This is a genomic window from Streptomyces sp. NPDC002958 (genome assembly GCF_055563255.1).
Genome location: NZ_JBVHDS010000003.1, coordinates 214,076 through 231,890 on the forward strand (window position 1 = coordinate 214,076; position 17,815 = coordinate 231,890).

A 17,815-nucleotide genomic window follows, 5' to 3' on the forward strand; every position below is an offset into this window, starting at 1 on the left:
CCCGCTCACCACAACGGACTCCAGCTCAGTAAACCGACAGCAGCTCACAACCCCGTGTTACCGAGGTTTCCTGCGCTGTGCGCGGGCCCTGAGCAGCGACCCTTCATGCGCGGGACCTGAGCAGCGACTCGAAACCGGCGGCACGGATCCGGCGCACCAGTTCCTCCTCGGTGGTGCCCAGCGCCACGGCCGCCTGCGCGAGCCGCCAGTCCGCGTCGGAGAGCCGGTGCAGCAGATGACCGCGCCTGATCTGGGCCTCGGACAGCCGGAACGTCTTCAGATACGCGACCTGCCCCTTGTGATCGGTGATCGTCTCACCGATGTGCCGACCCTCGCCATTGCGCAGAAACGGCGGCAGGAACCGCCACAGTGTGAACGAGCCCATCCGGTACACCCGGTCGAAGGCGTACGAGGTGTCCAGCAGCTCACGTGCGAACAGGGTGTCGTGTGCCTCGGCCCACTCCCGCTCCTGCGCCCGCGCCGCCGCCCTGAGACCGGCGAGCGTCCGCAGATGCGGTCCATCGGAAATCCGCGCCGCGAACTCTGCCACCGGCGCGCCGTACAGCGCGTACTGGTGGACCAGTTCCCCGTACAGGTCTTGTACGAGCGAAGGGTGCAGCAGACGGTAGTCGTCCGGGTGCGGCAGAACGAAGGCGGCGGCGAGCGCATCGGCCGCGTACACCATCACCCCGCACTGGTCGGGATGGATCTCGAAGGCCCGCAGCGCGTCGCCGAGCCCGCGCACCGACCACCCCATGTACGCGTCCTCGGCACGCGGCGAGAGCCCGTCGCGCAGCGCCTGCCGCGACCACTCCTCCCAGGCGATCGCGGGGCCACCGAAGTGCAGGGCGAGATAGCCCTCCATCGCGAGGTGCAGCGGCAGGAAGCGCAGCCGGTCGCCCGGCTGCCGCTTGGCCATGCGGTGGTGGCGGTTGCGCTGGAGCCGTGCGGTCCGGGGCGGCGGGTTCCCGGGCGAGGTGCCCGCGCCCAGCTGCGTACCGTACGCGGCGGACCGGGCGCCCTCGCCGGACCAGTCGGCGACGAAGCCGTGCGGGATGTACGAGGTGTAGTGCGTGCGCGGACCGACGTCCACGACACCGTTCCCGTAACCCGTGTAGATCTCCCGGTGCAGCCGAAGCCCCTCGACCGGCTGCTCACGCACCAGCGGCACCAGCCGGATGCCGCCCCACACCTGGGCGGGGCGGGCGGCGAGCCCGGCCAGTTCAAGCCTGTTCACGCTGCGGCTCCCGCCTTCTCCCCACTCACGAAACGTGCCACCTGCCGGTCCAGATAGGCGTACAGGGCCGCGGGGCCCGTGCGTCCCTCGGCGAACTGCGCGATCTCCACCAGCGCCGGCAGGTCCTCCGCGTCCCGGATCCCGGCCGTGGGCACGCCCTGCGCGAGGCGCCGCACATCGAAACCGTCCGCGTCGTATACGGGGTTCACATGCACCACAGCAGTTCGCCGGTTCGGATCGAACCGGGTCCGCCACACCCGCAGTACCTCGCCCGCGAGTCCGGGCGGCGCGTTGTCCCAGCCGTCCGAGACGATGACCAGCCGGTCCGGGTTGTGCTCCAGGGCGTCCAGTACGCGAGTGCCGAGCGGGGTCGGGCCCCAGGGCCTGACCAGCAGCGGATCGGTGCCGCCCGAGGTCCACAGCGGGATGTACGCGCCCGGCGCGGCCAGCGCCTCCAGCAGGAAGTGGCAGGCCAGCGCCACGGCCAGCGGACGGCGCCGCTTCTCGCCCGACCCGGACGACGAGTAGCTGTCGTCCAGCACGGCAGCCACCCGGCCCCAGCGCCCGGCGTGCGGGCCCGCCGCTCGGCGGGCGGCGGTCCGCAGGGCATGGGTCAGCTCCTTGCGGTGGAGCCCCCGCACCTCGAACCCGAGCGACAGGACGTACAGGGCGAGCCGGGTCAGCGGCATCACCGTCAGATCGACATCCGTGGGCAGCCGCACATCGTTTCCGGCACTGCGCTGCCCCTGGGTCCGCAACCGTTCCAGGCGGGTCATCCGGGGCACCATCCGCTCCAGGAACACCTCGCGCTTCATCCCGTGCCGGGCGGCGAAGCCCTCGGCGACGGTGAACGGCAGCTCGTCGACGGCACCCTGCTCGTAGTGGGCGCGCCGCCACGCGTCGAGCAGCTGGTGCCGGTAGCGCGGCCGCCGCGCCGGCCGGAACAGGAAGTCCCCGGTCTCGCCCGGCTCACCGGGCCCGTCGAACCGGAGGTGGACGTGGCGGGCGGCGGTCTTCAGACCGGCGCGGTACTTCACGGCGTCGTGCGCCGGATCCGGCCGGGCGGCCAGCCAGTCGCGCATGATCGCGCGGGTGCGGCGGTTGTTCACCTTGGCCCCGCGCAACGCCCGGAACAGCCGGTACACGCGCTGCGGCGGCAGCTGTGCCAGCCGGGCGGCGATCAGCCGGCCCTCGGTGCGCTTCTCCACGGCGGTCGCGTCGGCGGCGCTCTCCAGCAGGCCCTGGACGATGCGCACGGCGTTGTGGTCGTTGATGTCGAGGGCGAGCGCGGCGGCGTACACCCGGCGGTAGTTGACCCGTACGTACTCATGGAGGAAGTCCAGCGAAAGCCGCTGCTGATATGCCGTCGAGCGGAACTCACGCTGCCCGGTCGCGGTGATCGCCGCGTTGACGAAGAGGAGTACGTCCTCGGCCGCGACGAGGTCGGCACCGGTCCCGGCGCGAGTGGTCTCGGTGCTGGCCGTCATGGTTTCCCCCGTGGTGTCACGCGCCGCCGTACGCAGGGGCGGAGCGCCGGCCGGGGAATGGAGGCGCGAACAGCGAAATCACTGCTTCAGAGGCAAGTCCCGGAAGTCGCGCCGGAGTCCCGCGGCCGGCACCGCAAACGTAGCCACTGACGCCCACTCTGCGCCAACTCAATACGGGACCGGCCCGGCGAACCCGGCAGACTTGCCCCATGACGACACTTTCCCCGACCCCCCTGCGTATCGGCCTCGTCGGTACGGGTCCCTGGGCCCGGAACACCCAGGCCCCCGCACTCGCCGCCCACCCCGGCGTCGTACTGAGTGGTGTGTGGGGCCGCCGTCCCGAGGCTGCGAACGCGCTGGCCGCCGCCCACGGCACCACGGCGTACTCCGACGAGGCCGGCATCGACGAGCTCTTCGCGGCCAGCGACGCCATCGCGTTCGCCGTGCCGCCGGACGTCCAGGCCCCGCTCGCCGCCCGCGCCGCGGCCACCGGCCGCCATCTGCTGATGGACAAGCCGGTGGCGACCAACGTCGCGGCAGCCCGCGAGGTCGCCCGTGCCGCAGAGCAGACCGGCGTCGCCTCCGTCGTCTTCTGCACCCTGCGGTTCGCGGCCGAGACGTCCGCCTGGATCGCCGAACAGGCAGCCCTGAACGGCTGGTTCACCGCCCGCGCCGAGTGGATCGGAGCACTGTTCACCCCCGGTACGACCAGCGAGTACGCAGCCTCGCCCTGGCGCCGCGAGAAGGGCGGCCTGTGGGACGTCGGCCCGCACGTCCTGTCGGTCCTGATCCCGGTTCTGGGCGACGTGACGCAACTGACCGCGGCCCACGGCCCGTCCGACACCACTCACCTGATCCTCCGCCACACCTCCGGCGCGTCCAGCACGGTGACGCTCGCACTGGGTGCCCCGGTGGGCGCGGTCGTCACGGAGATCGAGCTCAGAGGCGAGGAGGGAACCGCCACACTCCCGCGGTGGTCCGATGCGGCCGGTTCCTTCCGGGCAGCGGTGGACGCGCTGATCGATTCGGTACGCACAGGGGAGCCGCACCCCTGCGACATCCGGTTCGGCCTGCGCCTGACGGAACTGCTGGCCGAGGCGGAGAAGCAGGCGGGGGCGTAGGGGGCGGGCATGGCGGGCGAGGCCCGGGCGGCGAGGCGGCGGTGTGTGCGCGGGGTGCTCAGCGCTCCATGGCGTCCCGTACCGCCTCGTCCGTACGTGCCACGACGGCGGTCCCGTCGTCCGCCGTGATGATCGGCCGCTGGATCAGCTTCGGATGCTCTGCGAGCGCCGAGATCCACCGCTCCCGCGAACCGGCCTCGCGCGGCCACTCCTTGAGCCCGAGCTCCTTCGCGTCCGTTTCCTGCGTCCGTGTGATGTCCCACGGCTCCAGCCCGAGCCGGTCGAGCACGGCCCGGATCTCGTCCGGCGACGGCACATCCTCCAGATAGCGACGGACGGTGTACTCGGCACCCTCCGCATCGAGCAGCGTCACCGCGCTGCGGCACTTGGAACAGGCGGGATTGATCCAGATCTCCATGGCGTCAACCGTACGGGAGAGAACGGGATGGGCGCCGCGAAAGCCCGTCCGGCCAGCGACGATTGTCAGTGGTGGGCCGTAAAATAGAGGTAGTTCGTGAGGGTTTCACGACGGTGCCAGGAGGTTGCCCATGGCCGTTGCCGCAGTCACGACCAAGCCGCTCCACAAGCCCCTGCCGAAGAAGCCGCTCCCCGCGGGCCGGCCCCGCGAGTGGTACGTCTCCCACAATCGCCGCCTGAAGGCCATGCGCCTGGCGATCGCCCTGCTCGACGCGGGCGTCTACTACCCGTCGACCGCGACCGACTACAAGATACGTACGACTGCCGAGCGCATCGGCATCCACCCGCCGTCCGACACGACCTGCCGCATGGTCCGCGCCCTGATCCGCTACGGCCGCTGACGGTGCCGGCCGGCGGCTGACGATCGACTGCTCACGTAACCCGAAGCCTGTGCCCCCGGAACCCCGGGGGCACAGGCACGTACGCACATAGCAGCCGCTCCCGGACGTACGACCTCCGCACCAACCCGGCCCATCACCCGTTCGGTGTACACGGCATGCGCTCCCGCCCGCCGCCGCTTTGACTGGGGCGATGGGTGACGGGCGAGTGCTGGGAGGCACGATGACGAGGAGAGCCGCGCGAGGTCTGTGGGCCGTACTGCTGACGACTGCCGTGATGTCGACGGCCGCCGCCTGTTCCGACGGCGGGGGCAACGCCTCCAGCGCGACGTCCGAGGCCGCGTCCGCCGCGGCGTCGGTGGTATCCAGGGGCGCCGATGTGGTGGCCTCGGCGACAGCCGCCGCGGGGGAGAAGCTGGCCGGTTTCAAGAACGGCGTGAACGCCAAGAGCGACGTCAAGCTGGGCGCACCGAGCACCGATCGCGACGGCCGCGTCACCGCGAAGGTCACTGTGACGAACAGCGCCGACTCGACGAAGTCGTACGCCGTGCAGATCAACTTCCGCGACCCGAACGGCAATCTGCTCGACACGGTGGTGGTCACGGTCGACGACGTCGGTCCGAAGGCATCCAAGGACGCCACGGCCCGCAGCAACCGCAAACTGTTGGGCGACATCAAGGCCGAGGTGGGAAGGGCTCTGCGGCACTGATCGCAGATTGCACCACAACTGCTTTCAACAGCAGGGTGGTTACCCTGCTGTTCCATGGGCGGAACGATCGTCGCCATCGCGCCGGCGTTCATCGGCAGGCACCCCTTGTCGCCCGGGTGAAGCCTCGGCTCGGCACCGACGCGACAGCGACGTCAGTAGTGGTTGTTCCGCTGTTTCCGTGAGGCCGGCTGTTTCCGTGAGGCCGGCCTCTGTTCCTGTGAGGCAGGGCTCCGAAGCACGTGCCACGGCGGATCCTGCACCCGGTGGGACCGGCAGGAAAGCGCCGTCAACTTGCTCTCGGTGCCGGTGCCGGGTTGCGGGATCTCGAGAATGATCCGCTGATCCGAGCAGTCGTCGACAATGAGCGCGCTTTCCTCCAGCACCATTCGGCCGGCAGAAGGGTGCTTCAATTCCCGAGCGGTGACGTGGCGCCTGTCGATTTCGTGCTGCTGCCACCAACTGCAGAACTCCGGGCTGTTCTGGCTCAGTTCGCCGACCAGCGTGGTGAACCATGGTTCGTGGACGTACGATCCAGTGGCCGCGCGGAACTTGGCCAGTACGGATCGGGCGCTCGGTTCCCAGTTCTGAATCAGTTCACGCAGATAGCCGCCGAAGAACAGCCACAGCATGTGGCGGTGCTCAGGAGGGATTTTGGCGAGGTCGCCGTAGACGTCGGTTCTGGCCTGGTTCCAGGCCAGAATGTTGAAACGGGGACCGAGAGCGAGTGCCGGATGCGGATGCTGGCTGTCCAGGATGCGCTGGACAGCCGGAGACACACCGTCCGCAGGAACGCTCACGCTTGAACGGGCGTCCTTGTTCGCCAGAACGAGCAGATAGTCGCGCTCTTCGGTGCTGAGGCGAAGGGCTTTGGCCAACGAATTGAGGACCTGGTCGGAGACCCTGATGTTCCGAGCCTGTTCAAGGCGGGCGTACCAGCAGGCGCTGATGCCCGCCAGGTCGGCGACGTCTTCCCGTCGCAGGCCCGGGGTTCGCCGTGATGTTCGCGATGGAAGGCCGACCTCTTCAGGTTGAAGGGCCAGCCGTCGTGTTTTGAGGAAGTCCGCGAGCTCTGCTCGCCGTGGGTCGTAATTCATCCGTTGTTCCCTTTGCTGGGCGACTATTGCGGATGGTTATTACCTGGGACCTCTACTCCGAGGATAGTCGGTTTCTGGATTCTCGCTCTTTCACGCGTGATGTTGCTGCTGGCAGCGGTGTTCGGCCGTACGAGGTGCTGAGAAAGGACCCGTTCAAGGGTGAACACCTGTCTTTTGTTCCGGTTGCTGAAGAGAGAAAGTCATGCGGTGGCAAGCAGTACCTTGCCCGGCTCAGCCCATTGCTCGTCGCTTCTCCGGCGTTCCCAGCGGGTTTCGCCGGGGGAAGCGTTCGGCGCCCCACCCCCGGCCGCTGCGGCAGTAGTAGCAACAACAACAGCAGCGGGCCGTCCAAACGGGCTGTCTGGCGGACACCGTGCCGCCCTGGGGCGCTTGACCCCTGGTACCCGCCCCCGTTCGGCCGGTCCTCAGCGACAGCGTGACGAGGGCCGCTGCTTCGAGGCGTGGGGCAGCGGCCCTCGCTGCTGTTTGCGAGATCGAGTTGTGTCAGTCCCTCTGACCGTGGAGACTTTTCTACGCAGCCGGCCCCATGGTGAGGCCGGCCCAGTACTCGCGCACACCACAAAGGGTCCGGCAGCGAGCTGACGGACCCTTCGCGGGGTTGATGAGGCTAGCGGCGGTTACCCTGACCCTGCTGGCCCTGGCCCTGGCCCTGGCCCTGGCCCTGGCCCTGGCCCTGGCCCTGGCCCTGGCCCTGCTGGCCCTGGCCCTGAACCTGGCCCTGGCCCTGGCCCTGCTGGCCCTGGCCCTGAACCTGGCCCTGACCCTGCTGGCCCTGGCCCTGGCCCTGACCCTGCTGGCCCCGGCCCTGACCCTGCTGGCCCTGGCCCTGACCCTGCTGACCCTGGCCGGGCTGGGTCGTGGGCCTATTCACGCAGGCACTGAGGAGTAGCGCGTCCGCTTGGCCTGCCCGGTAACCGGCGAAGTACTCTTCCGTCTTGGCACCTTGCTGGAGCTCAAGCGCCGTGGTCACGGCACGCCCCGCCAGGCACGTGCTCACACCGTCCGCCTTCCCGTCGTTGTACCCAGCTGCCCGTATAGCAACTACCGGGGGCTGTTGTTCAGGCGGGATTGTGGGCCCGGACGGCATACCAACGCAGTTGGCAATCCTGCCCGAGGTCTGGCCCTGGAAGGAGTAGTTCTTGGCCGACAAATTCACGCCGTTGAGCGTGGCTATGCCGTTGGCAGTGGTCGCTGTGGGGAGGCCGATCGCTTGCCCGTCCGCGGAGACTCGAACCGGTTCGTTCTCCACGAATCCCTCGCCCACGATGTTGCCAAAGGGGTTGGGTGGCGCAATGGCGATTGTCGAACAGGATGCGCTGGGCGCGGCCGAGGCCGTGGCCTCGGCGGCCTGCGCGGGGCTGCCCGTGAGCAGCAGGCAAGAGGCGCCCAGCGGAAGGCCGAGCAGTGCGACAATTTGCTTCTTTCCTTGCATGACATTCCCCTTTGTGATGGGTCCGTGCAGAGAAAAGCGTCGCATGAGGGCTGATAGGCAACAAGAGACCACCTATCCTAGGAGTGGCAGTGTCAGGCTCCTCTCGTGCGGCTGTGAAGTCGGGGGAAGACGCATTTCGCGTCCAGGATGTCTTTACGGCGTGAGCGGGCTTTCTACAGGGGGTGTGGCAGTTGAAGAGAAGCCTGGCCCCGACCCTCGGGAGGGCGGTCCATTCCGTACCCCCCTGTTCAATTGGGTGGACGCCCAATCAGTGGAGTATCCCGTAATGCGGCAGGACTGATATTGGTCAGAAACTCAATGGTTTCTCGTCCAGGACGTGACGGACGTGCGGGCCGTCGAATTAGCCGCGCACGATGTGCGGCTGGCGTTGGCGTCTGCGGAAGAACCTGCGGGTTTCGGCAGTGAGTTTGGCGAGGCGCTCGGTATCGCCACCTTCCTCGCGAAGGACGAGGACGACACGGTCGCCGAGCTGGAGAGCCTGTTCGGGGTGACTGCGGCCGTTTCCGGGCAGGGATGATTCCAGCCGAATCGTCAACTCCTGGCCAGACGGAAGAGCGGTACCTGCTGCACAGCACCAACCGACACCGGCGTAGGCCCGGTCGCCGGTGGCTGCTGCTCATGACCGAGATCGACGCCTTTGCGCAGGGCCGGGACAAGTCGGCGCGGGCCGCTGCCCCGACCATGGGGTAGCGGCCCGCGTCGGCTTGCCTCTGACATCAAGTCAGTGAATCGGTCGGGCGGTGCGCACTTGGTGCACAACGGAGCGGAGAGCAAGCGGTGACAGCGAGAACTCCTGAGAAGAGTTTTCGCGGATCACGGCTTGTTTGTAGAGCTTGTGCCCAGGTTGCCCGACCCCGCTGCTCAGAGGTCGAAGTACAGCTCGAACTCGTGCGGGTGCGGGCGCAGCTGGATCGGGGCGATCTCGTTGGTGCGCTTGAAGTCGATCCACGTCTCGATCAGGTCGGACGTGAAGACGCCGCCGGCCTGCAGGTACTCGTTGTCCGCCTCCAGCGCATCCAGGACGGCCGGAAGCGAGGTCGGGACCTGCTGGACGTTCGCGTGCTCCTCGGGAGCGAGCTCGTACAGGTCCTTGTCGATCGGCTCGGCGGGCTCGATCTTGTTCTTGATGCCGTCGAGGCCTGCCATCAGCAGAGCGGAGAAGGCGAGGTACGGGTTGGACGACGGGTCCGGGGCGCGGAACTCGACGCGCTTGGCCTTCGGGTTGGAGCCCGTGATCGGGATACGCATCGCGGCGGAGCGGTTGCGCTGCGAGTACACCATGTTGACCGGGGCCTCGAAGCCCGGGACCAGGCGGTGGTACGAGTTCACCGTCGGGTTGGTGAAGGCCAGCAGTGACGGGGCGTGCCTGAGGATGCCGCCGATGTAGTAGCGGGCGGTGTCCGAGAGGCCCGCGTAGCCCTGCTCGTCGTAGAACAGCGGGTCGCCGCCGGCCCACAGGGACTGGTGGACGTGCATGCCCGAGCCGTTGTCGCCGAAGATCGGCTTCGGCATGAAGGTAGCGGTCTTGCCATTGCGCCAGGCGACGTTCTTCACGATGTACTTGAAGAGCATCAGGTCGTCGGCCGCGGCGAGCAGCGTGTTGAACTTGTAGTTGATCTCCGCCTGGCCGGCGGTGCCGACCTCATGGTGCTGGCGCTCGATCTGGAGGCCGCTCTTTTCCAGCTCCAGGGACATCTCGGCGCGCAGGTCGGCGAAGTGGTCGACCGGCGGGACCGGGAAATAGCCGCCCTTGTAGCGGACCTTGTAGCCGCGGTTGTTCACCTCCGACCCGGTGTTCCAGGCGCCGGCCTCGGAGTCGATGTGGTAGAAGCTCTCGTTCGCCGAGGTCTGGAAACGGACGTTGTCGAAGACGTAGAACTCTGCCTCGGGACCGAAGTACGCGGTGTCGGCGATGCCGGTGGAGGCGAGGTACGCCTCGGCCTTCCTGGCCACGTTCCGCGGGTCACGGCTGTACTGCTCGCCGGTGATCGGGTCGTGGATGAAGAAGTTGATGTTGATGGTCTTGTCGCGGCGGAACGGGTCGACGCGGGCGGTCGACAGGTCTGCGCGCAGCGCCATGTCGGACTCGTGGATGGCCTGGAAGCCGCGGATCGACGAGCCGTCGAAGGCAAGCTCGTCGGCCGGGTCGAAGGTCGCCGCCGGTACGGTGACGTGCTGCATCACACCGGGCAGGTCGCAGAACCGGACATCGATGAACTTGACGTCTTCGTCGGCGATGTATTTCTTCGCGTCGTCGGCGTTCTGGAACATCCAACTCCTCCTACTCCCGGCCCGGGAGGGACGGGGTTGTAGCTCGTGGTGCGGCCAGTGCAGTGGCACACGCTGGACCCGACCATAGGTAGACCGGATTTCTCAATCATGACCCATTTGTTTCGCAGAAGTTAATCGAGCCGGGGGTGGGCGGCACCTCGTGGCCGGTCCCAGGCCCTTGTCCGGGTCGCCCGGAAGCCCGCAGCGGCCCCCCGCCCGGCAAGGGGCGCGGGCGGGCGCAGTACCGTGGTCGGGTGGACAAGAGGCAAGCAATCGGATCGTGGCTCTCCGGCCCGCGCGCGGCCGCCGAGGAGATGGGCGTCGACTTCGGTCACCGGGGCAAGCGGCTCGGGCTGCCCGAGCACGGGCCGGGATCCGTGGCGCCGCTCGGCCGGCGCTTCGGTGCGCTCTTCATCGACTGGGCCCTGTGCATGCTGATCGCATACGGGTTGTTCGCTCAAGGTGACCAGCAAACGGCCGGAAACTGGGCGCTCGGCATCTTTCTCGTACTGAGTGTGCTCACCGTCGGGACCATCGGCTGCACGCCCGGCAAGCGCCTCATGGGCATCAGGGTCGTCGCCGAGAGCGGTGGACGGCTCACTTTCGGGCGGACGATCGTCCGGAGCGTGCTGCTGTGCCTGGCGGTCCCGGCCCTGGTCTGGGACCGCGACAGCCGCGGCCTGCACGACCGGCTGGCCCGTGCCGTTCAGGTCCGTATCTGAGCCAAGAAGCGCGGAATGCCGAGGGCGAAACGATGAAGAGGGCGGGTTGCGAACCGAATCGGTTCGCAACCCGCCCTCTTCCTGCGTACGGCGCAAGCGTCAGCGCATCTTCCCGCCCCGCGGCATCCGCATGCCCTTGGGCATCGGCCCCTTGGGCAGCGGCATGTTGCTCATCAGGTCGCCCATCGCGCGCAGCCGGTCGTTGGCGGCCGTCACCTGCGGGCCGGTCAGGACGCGCGGCAGCTTCAGCATCGTGGTGCGCACCTTCTTGAGCGGCACCTGGCCCTCGTCGTTGCCGACGATGATGTCGTGCACCGGTGCGTCGACCAGGATGCGCGTCATCTTCTTCTTCTCGGCTGCGAGGAGCAGCTTCACCCGGTTCGGGTTGCCCTCGCCGACCAGCACGATGCCCGCCTTGCCCACGGCACGGTGGACGACGTCCTGGCTGCGGTTCATCGCGACCGCGGGAGTTGTGGTCCAGCCACGGCCCACCCGGTCCAGCACCGCCGCTGCGGCGCCCGGCTGTCCCTCCATCTGTCCGAAGGCTGCGTGCTCGGCACGCCGTCCGAAGACGATCGCCATCGCGAGGAGGGCCAGCACGAAGCCCAGGATGCCCAGGTAGATCGGGTGGTCGATCAGAAAACCGACCGCGAGGAAGACACCGAAGGTGACGATTCCCACACCCGCGACGACAAGACCGATCTTGGGGTCGGTCCGCCGGGTCATCTTGTAGGTCAGGGCGATCTGCTTGAGCCGCCCCGCGTTCTCGGCGCTGTTCGCGCCTTCAGTTTTTGCCTTCCTCGCCATGAAACAGAAGTTTACGTGGCCTAGGAACGGTGGTCGGCCGCGGCCTCCAGTACGTACTCGGTCTCGACCCGGTCCTTTGCCCGGCGCCGGTCCTCCAGGACGGCCGTCCAGGCGTTGCGGCGGGCGGTGCGCTGGCCGCTGCTCAGCAGCAGCGACTCGACGGCACGGAGAGCATCGGTGACGGAAGGGATGGCGGTGGCGCGTACCGGCACGGCCTGCATCGTGGAAATCTCCTCGGAGCGGATGTGCGGACTGAGTTGCGTGGACTCAGCTGCCCGGGCTGAGCTACCCGGGACTGCGTTGCGCGAAGTGGGTGGCGTGGGCTGGGTGCGGGAAGCAGGGGTGGCAGCGGCCCGGAGAGCTACTGCACCGTGTGCACCCAGCGTCAACGCCTGGTGTTACCAGCGCATGACCGGTCGGTCAAACACCAATGAAACCTTGATATCGGCGCCGCGCACGCTGACGCGGCCCATACGCGCCCCCGACCTGCGGGGAGCGTAGGGGCCGCATCGAATCCCATTACCGCTCGGTAGCTTCTTGTGCTCGGATTCACACAGCGGGCGCCGCTGCGGCGCGACGCTCGATCGCCTGCTGGAAAAGGCGGCCCGCACGGTACGAGGAGCGGACCAGCGGCCCGGACATCACGCCGGAGTAGCCGATCTCGTCGGCCTCCTCCTTCAGCTCCACGAACTCCTGCGGCTTCACCCAGCGCTCGACCGGGTGGTGGCGCACGGACGGCCGCAGGTACTGCGTGATCGTGATGAGCTCGCAACCCGCGTCGTACAGATCCTGGAGTGCCTCGCTGACTTCCTCGCGGGTCTCGCCCATGCCGAGGATCAGGTTGGACTTGGTCACCAGGCCGGCCTCGCGGGCCCGAGTGATGACTTCCAGGGAGCGCTCGTAACGGAAACCGGGGCGGATCCGCTTGAAGATCCGCGGCACCGTCTCGACGTTGTGCGCGAGCACCTCGGGGCGCGAGGAGAAGACCTCGGCGAGCTGCTCGGGCACCGCGTTGAAGTCGGGGATCAGCAGCTCGACCTTGGTGCGGCCGGCCTCCCGCTGGGCGGTCAGCGCGTGGATCTGGCGCACGGTCTCCGCGTACAGCCAGGCGCCGCCGTCCTCCAGGTCGTCGCGAGCGACGCCGGTGATGGTGGCGTAGTTCAGGTCCATCGTGACGACGGACTCGCCGACCCTGCGGGGCTCGTCCAGGTCCAGCGCCTGCGGCTTGCCCGTGTCGATCTGGCAGAAGTCACAGCGCCGGGTGCACTGGTCGCCGCCGATGAGGAACGTGGCCTCGCGGTCCTCCCAGCACTCGAAGATGTTGGGGCAGCCGGCCTCCTGGCACACCGTATGCAGACCCTCGCTCTTCACGAGCTTCTGCAGCTGGTTGTACTCGGGGCCCATCTTCGCCCGGGTTTTGATCCACTCGGGCTTGCGCTCGATGGGGGTCTGGCTGTTCCGGACCTCAAGGCGCAGCATCTTGCGCCCGTCGGGTGCGACAGCGGACACTCCGGCACTCCCCTTTGCTTTCACTGCATTGGATTCTTCGGCGAACACCAGGGTACGCCCGTAGTTCAAACGGCTTTACGTCTGGCCAACCTCTGGCCGACAGGGCCTATTCCCTGCCGGGGGTCCAGACTGTCATGTCGTGGCCACGGCATCCGACGGGCGCTCGATGGTGCGCGGGGCGAGATCCGCGTTCTCCAGGACGTCCTTGAGGTGCTTCTCGACGACCGGGAGCACCTCCGCGATTGCGATGTCGCGACCCAGTTCGTACGCGAGTGACGTGACGCCCGCGTCCCGGATCCCGCACGGCACGATGCGGTCGAACCAGGTGTTGTCCGGGTTCACATTGAGCGAGAAGCCGTGCATGGTCACGCCCTTGGCCACCCGGATGCCGATCGCCGCCAGCTTGCGGTCCTCGCGGCGCTGCCCGGCGTTGGAGGGGGCGTACTCGGGTCCGTTCAGCCGCGGGTCGAACTCCTCGTCCTGCAGCCGAGGGTCGAAGTCGAGGGAGAGGCCGCCGATCGACGGACGGTCCTCGACCGGGTCGCCGAGGACCCAGACCCCGCTGCGGCCCTCGACCCGGGAGGTCCCCAGACCGAATTCGGCGGCCGTGCGGATCAGCGCGTCCTCCAGCCGGCGGACATGCGCGACGACATCCACCGGGCGGGGCAGCTTCTGGATCGGGTAGCCGACCAGCTGTCCGGGACCGTGCCAGGTGATCTTCCCGCCGCGGTCCACATCGATGACCGGGGTGCCGTCCAGCGGGCGCTCACTGTCGGTCGTGCGCCGCCCCGCCGTGTAGACGGGCGGGTGTTCCAGCAGCAGACAGGTGTCCGGGACGGTGTCCTCGAATCTGGCGGCGTGCACCTCGCGCTGCTTCTGCCAGGCCTCCTGGTAGTCGACGGCTTCCGCGCCGAATCCCAGCCGGACGAACCGAAGCTCAGCCACGACAGATGCCTCCCTACTCGCGGTGGTGGGAGCCGGGGGCCCCGAGCCACGCCACCATGCACTGAATCAGCCCCGAGCCACTGTACGACCGGACTCCGGGCGGTGGCCCAGCAGGTCGTTCCCGTCAGCGCCACCCCCAATCCTCACACGATCGGATGAAAGTGAAGCGAAGGCGGCTGCGACCGCCGCAGAGGCCGCTAAATTCACGCCGTTCCATTAGGGCTGCCCGCCCGGCCCCGAAGGCAGGAGACCGTACAGCTGATGTCGGAACGACCTCCGCAGCGCACCCCCAACCGCCGACTCGCCTCGCTCATCACCGAGGCCGGTTTCTCCAACGCCGGCCTCGCCCGCAGAGTGGACCAACTCGGCCTGGAACACGGCCTCGACCTGCGGTACGACAAGACCTCCGTGACCCGCTGGCTGCGTGGCCAGCAGCCGCGCGGGACCACCCCCGCGCTGATCGCCGAGGTCTTCACCCGGCGGCTCGGGCGCCGCCTCTCCGCACAGGACCTCGGCCTCGACGCATGCGCCCCCGTCTACGCGGGCCTGGAGTTCGCGGCGACGCCCGCCGAGGCGGTAGACATCGTCAGCGGACTGTGGCGGAAGGACTCGGGCAGCCATGCGGAGCTGCGAAAGATCGCCTTTACCCCGGCCGGGCTCGTCGTCCCCAGCAGGGACTGGCTGATCGGCCGGGCCGACGAGTGGGTGGGGCGGGGGAGCGAGTCCTCACCACCGGTGCAGGGCGGGGCCGGTGGGGCCCGTGCGGGCGGTGGTGCCCAGGTGACCGGTGGCGGGGCCCACACGGACGGTGGGTTCGGCAGGGCTGTCGGGGACGGTGGGGCTTTCGGGGCCGCCGGGACTGTGGGGGCCGCCGAAGCCGGTGGTCCTGCTCGGTCCGGTGGTCCCGCTGGTGGGCTCGGGCTGCCCGGGGCACAGGGATTGCACGGGTCGCACGGGTCGTACCGGCCCACCGGCAGTGGGCACACCGGTACGGGGACGGCTGGCGCCGGTAGCCGCAACGGGGCCCGCGGGCCCGTACCCTCCCGGCCTTCCGGACCCTCCGCGCCACCCGGATCCCCCACACCCCCGACCGCTCCCGCCTCCCTGGGAACAGGGCTGTCGGGCGCCCCCGGCGTCCCCCGGCAGCGGCAGATCGACCGCGGCCCCGGCCAGCGGGTCAGCGGCGGTGACGTCGCCGCCCTGCGTTCGGTCGGCGAACTCTTCCGCGCCCTCGACAACGCCTACGGCGGCGGCCACGCCCGGCAGGCCCTCGTCCGGTATCTGGAGCACGAGACGGAACCGATGCTGCGCGGGACATACGGGGAGGCCACCGGGCGCCTGCTCTTCTCCGCCGCCGCCGATCTGACCCGGCTGGCGGGCTGGACCTCGTACGACATCGCGGCCCACGGCCTGGCCCAGCGGTACTTCGTCCAGGCGCTGAGGCTCGCCCAGGCCGCGGGGGACCGCGCGTACGGCAGCTACGTCCTGATCACCATGAGCCGGCAGGCGGTCTACCTCGGGCACGGCAGGGAAGCCGTACAGCTGGCCCGCGTAGCCCAGCAGGGCATCGGATCGTCGGCGCCGCCCGTCGTCCAGGCCCTGCTGCACGCCGTCGAGGCACGTGGTCACGGGGTCCTCGGCGAGGCCAGGCCCTGCACCGCCTCTCTGGCGCGGGCGGAACGCGCACTGGAGATCGCCCGCCCAGGGGACGAGGTGCCGCACTGGGCGCGGTACTTCGACGAGGCCCAGCTCGCCGACGAGTTCGGGCACTGCCACCGGGATCTGCAGCAGTACCGGGCCGCGGCGCAGCACGCCGAGCGCTCCCTCCAGCTGCGCGCCCCGGCGTATGCCCGCAGCCGACTGTTCTGCCGGGTGGTGCTGGCCTCCGCACGGCTCGGGCTCGGCGAGCTCGACCAGGCGTGCCTGCTCGGCGCCGAGGCCGCACAGCAGGCCGCGGAGATGCGGTCGGTACGGGCGACAGAGTACGTACGGGACTTCGAGCGCCGTCTGGAGCCGTACCGGGACGCTGCCGCGGTACGGGGATACCGCGAACGGGTCGCGGCCCTCGGGTGATCTCTCCGGCGTGACCACGGGTGACTCCTCCGCGTGACTCTTTCGCGCGGCAGCACGGGTGGTGGCCCGGACCGGGAGCGACCGGTCCGGACCTTCGCGGGGCCCGGGAGTCCGGCCCGTCCGGCGGGGGGCGGGATCGGCTTGACCCGGGCAGGATGCGAGCGGGCGGACTCAGGCCGCTTCGCGCAGCTCCGCCTCCAGGTGGCCGGGCCGGATGCCCAGATCGCCGAGGACGGCGTGCGCCGCGCGGCGGCCCGAGAACAGGGCGCTCTGGACCGTGCTGGTGTCGCGGTGGTCGCCGCACACATACAGCCCGGCGAGCAGCCGGACCGGGCGGCGCAGATCGTGCGGGGCCGGCATGGCGGGGACCGCCTCCGGGTCGTGGTGGGCGGCCAGCAGTTCCCAGTCGTCGGTGGGGGTGCCGTACAGGGCGGCGAGATGGGTGCGGACCGTGCGGTCCAGATCGGGTGGCGGGGTGCCGAGCACCGTCGAGCTGATCAGGGTGCGGCCGTGTGGCGCGCGCGAGGGGTCGACCGCGCTCATCACCGCGGTGTGTGCGACGGGGCCCGAGCGGTCGGCGTCCAGCAGCAGCGAGGCGCCGGTCGGCGGGGGAGCGGGGGCGGTGTGGTGCAGGACCGTCACCGGATGGAAGGGCGGCACCCGTAGACCGGGCAGCAGTTCGGCCGCGGCGCTCGCTCCGGTCGCCAACAGGAGCGAACGGCATCTCAGTTCTCCGTGCTCCTTGGTGCGGACCGAGGTGATGTCGGCGGCCGTGACATGTACACCCGTCCGCACGGTGCCGGGCGGCAGCGCGGCCGCGAGCAGTTCGGGCAGCTTTCCCGAACCGCCCTCGGGTACGCACAGCCTGCCGCGCGCGTAGCCGCGCAGGGCGAGGTCGGCGCACCGGCTGGACGTGGTCAGCTCCGGGTCGCTGAGGAGCGCGGAGAGCAGTGGGCGAAGGAAGCCGTTGACCGTGCGGGAGGTCAGGCCGCGGTGGGACAGGGCGGCGAGCGTGGTCTGTTCCGGCCGGGCCAGGATGCGGGACGCCGGGGTGGCGGCGAGCCGGGCCAGGGCGGCGCCCAGCCGGGCCTGGTCGATCGGCCCGCCCATCGGCGGACGGGGGGCGCTTGCGAGGGCGCGCGCCGCCTTGAATGCGCCCCGTGCGCCCCGTGCATCGCCGGTCCGGTACTGACGGCCCTCGCTGTGGATGAGCACCCCCGGGGCGAAGTTGCGCAGTACAAGCCCTTCGAGGGCGGGCATCCGGCGGAGCTCCGGGTACGAGGTGCTGAGCAGTGGGCCGATGTGGTCGAGCCGGAAGCCGTCCACGTCGGCGGTGGTCATCCGGCCGCCGACGCGGGGGCCGGCCTCCAGGACGCTGACACTTACCCCTGCGCTGGTCAGTTGGTGCGCGGCTGACAGACCGGCGATCCCGGCCCCGATGATGACGACGTCCGCGTGGTGTGCCGAGCTGAGCACGTGCCCCTCCCCGAGTCGGCGCAACTGCTGGGAGGCTCTTGCCCCCGACAGGCCCCCGGAATGCCCGAGTTCGCA

Annotated in this window: 17 protein-coding genes; 7 read left to right on the forward strand and 10 right to left on the reverse strand. The window is 69.4% G+C overall.

Going from position 1 to position 17,815, the window contains the following annotated elements:
- Positions 1-103 precede the first annotated feature (103 nt).
- The gene (locus ACZ3IC_RS07315) at positions 104-1,237 is read right to left on the reverse strand and encodes an ARPP-2 domain-containing protein (protein ID WP_467413490.1); all 1,134 of its coding nucleotides are present in this window, start codon (positions 1,235-1,237) and stop codon (positions 104-106) included.
- A complete protein-coding gene (locus ACZ3IC_RS07320) occupies positions 1,234-2,724 on the reverse strand; it encodes a hypothetical protein (RefSeq protein ID WP_467413493.1) in 1,491 nt (496 codons plus the stop codon). The genes ACZ3IC_RS07315 and ACZ3IC_RS07320 overlap by 4 nt, the downstream gene beginning before the upstream one ends.
- A gap of 209 nt (positions 2,725-2,933) precedes the next feature.
- Between ACZ3IC_RS07320 and ACZ3IC_RS07325 the strand changes: the two genes are divergently transcribed.
- Positions 2,934-3,845: a Gfo/Idh/MocA family protein gene (locus ACZ3IC_RS07325; protein ID WP_467413495.1), complete on the forward strand. Its 912-nt coding sequence runs from the start codon at positions 2,934-2,936 to the stop codon at positions 3,843-3,845.
- 58 nt (positions 3,846-3,903) lie between these two features.
- Here ACZ3IC_RS07325 and ACZ3IC_RS07330 read toward each other — a convergent pair whose 3' ends face one another.
- Positions 3,904-4,263, reverse strand: coding sequence for an arsenate reductase family protein (locus tag ACZ3IC_RS07330; RefSeq protein WP_467413496.1), 360 nt, complete (start codon positions 4,261-4,263; stop codon positions 3,904-3,906).
- Between the two features lie 130 nt (positions 4,264-4,393).
- Here ACZ3IC_RS07330 and ACZ3IC_RS07335 point away from each other — a divergent pair, with 130 nt between their 5' ends.
- The gene (locus ACZ3IC_RS07335; protein ID WP_467413498.1) at positions 4,394-4,663 is read left to right on the forward strand and encodes a hypothetical protein; all 270 of its coding nucleotides are present in this window, start codon (positions 4,394-4,396) and stop codon (positions 4,661-4,663) included.
- Positions 4,664-4,883: 220 nt separating this feature from the next.
- A complete protein-coding gene (locus tag ACZ3IC_RS07340) occupies positions 4,884-5,369 on the forward strand; it encodes a hypothetical protein (protein ID WP_467413500.1) in 486 nt (161 codons plus the stop codon).
- Between the two features lie 152 nt (positions 5,370-5,521).
- Here ACZ3IC_RS07340 and ACZ3IC_RS07345 read toward each other — a convergent pair whose 3' ends face one another.
- The gene (locus ACZ3IC_RS07345; protein ID WP_467413501.1) at positions 5,522-6,463 is read right to left on the reverse strand and encodes a helix-turn-helix transcriptional regulator; all 942 of its coding nucleotides are present in this window, start codon (positions 6,461-6,463) and stop codon (positions 5,522-5,524) included.
- A 619-nt stretch (positions 6,464-7,082) separates the two neighbouring features.
- Here ACZ3IC_RS07345 and ACZ3IC_RS07350 point away from each other — a divergent pair.
- On the forward strand, positions 7,083-7,373 hold the full coding sequence (locus ACZ3IC_RS07350; protein ID WP_467413503.1) for a hypothetical protein: 291 nt from the start codon (positions 7,083-7,085) through the stop codon (positions 7,371-7,373).
- Positions 7,374-8,253: 880 nt separating this feature from the next.
- Positions 8,254-8,454 (forward strand): hypothetical protein, encoded by a 201-nt coding sequence (locus ACZ3IC_RS07355; RefSeq protein ID WP_467413505.1) that lies wholly within the window; start codon positions 8,254-8,256, stop codon positions 8,452-8,454.
- A 344-nt stretch (positions 8,455-8,798) separates the two neighbouring features.
- On the opposite strand, the gene glnA is transcribed toward ACZ3IC_RS07355, so the two are convergent.
- On the reverse strand, positions 8,799-10,208 hold the full coding sequence (gene glnA, locus ACZ3IC_RS07360) for a type I glutamate--ammonia ligase (protein WP_467413507.1): 1,410 nt from the start codon (positions 10,206-10,208) through the stop codon (positions 8,799-8,801).
- A 254-nt stretch (positions 10,209-10,462) separates the two neighbouring features.
- Between glnA and ACZ3IC_RS07365 the strand changes: the two genes are divergently transcribed.
- A complete protein-coding gene (locus ACZ3IC_RS07365) occupies positions 10,463-10,930 on the forward strand; it encodes an RDD family protein (protein ID WP_467413509.1) in 468 nt (155 codons plus the stop codon).
- 99 nt (positions 10,931-11,029) lie between these two features.
- On the opposite strand, the gene ACZ3IC_RS07370 is transcribed toward ACZ3IC_RS07365, so the two are convergent.
- The 4 genes from ACZ3IC_RS07370 to lipB all read right to left on the reverse strand — a co-directional run bounded on the left by ACZ3IC_RS07370 (position 11,030) and on the right by lipB (position 14,191).
- Positions 11,030-11,737, reverse strand: coding sequence for a DUF4191 domain-containing protein (locus ACZ3IC_RS07370; protein ID WP_467413511.1), 708 nt, complete (start codon positions 11,735-11,737; stop codon positions 11,030-11,032).
- A 20-nt stretch (positions 11,738-11,757) separates the two neighbouring features.
- Entirely contained in the window at positions 11,758-11,958 is a 201-nt protein-coding gene (locus ACZ3IC_RS07375; protein ID WP_114244165.1) for an SCO2195 family GlnR-regulated protein, read from the reverse strand.
- 328 nt (positions 11,959-12,286) lie between these two features.
- Complete coding sequence (lipA, locus tag ACZ3IC_RS07380; protein WP_467413514.1) at positions 12,287-13,246, reverse strand: lipoyl synthase; 960 nt, start codon at positions 13,244-13,246, stop codon at positions 12,287-12,289.
- A gap of 132 nt (positions 13,247-13,378) precedes the next feature.
- Positions 13,379-14,191, reverse strand: coding sequence for a lipoyl(octanoyl) transferase LipB (lipB, locus tag ACZ3IC_RS07385; RefSeq protein WP_467413517.1), 813 nt, complete (start codon positions 14,189-14,191; stop codon positions 13,379-13,381).
- Positions 14,192-14,452: 261 nt separating this feature from the next.
- Here lipB and ACZ3IC_RS07390 point away from each other — a divergent pair, with 261 nt between their 5' ends.
- Positions 14,453-16,264: a regulator gene (locus ACZ3IC_RS07390; protein WP_467413518.1), complete on the forward strand. Its 1,812-nt coding sequence runs from the start codon at positions 14,453-14,455 to the stop codon at positions 16,262-16,264.
- Between the two features lie 171 nt (positions 16,265-16,435).
- Here the strand turns inward: ACZ3IC_RS07390 and ACZ3IC_RS07395 are convergent, their stop codons facing one another.
- The gene (locus tag ACZ3IC_RS07395) at positions 16,436-17,740 is read right to left on the reverse strand and encodes an NAD(P)/FAD-dependent oxidoreductase (protein WP_467413520.1); all 1,305 of its coding nucleotides are present in this window, start codon (positions 17,738-17,740) and stop codon (positions 16,436-16,438) included.
- Positions 17,741-17,815: the final 75 nt, after the last annotated feature.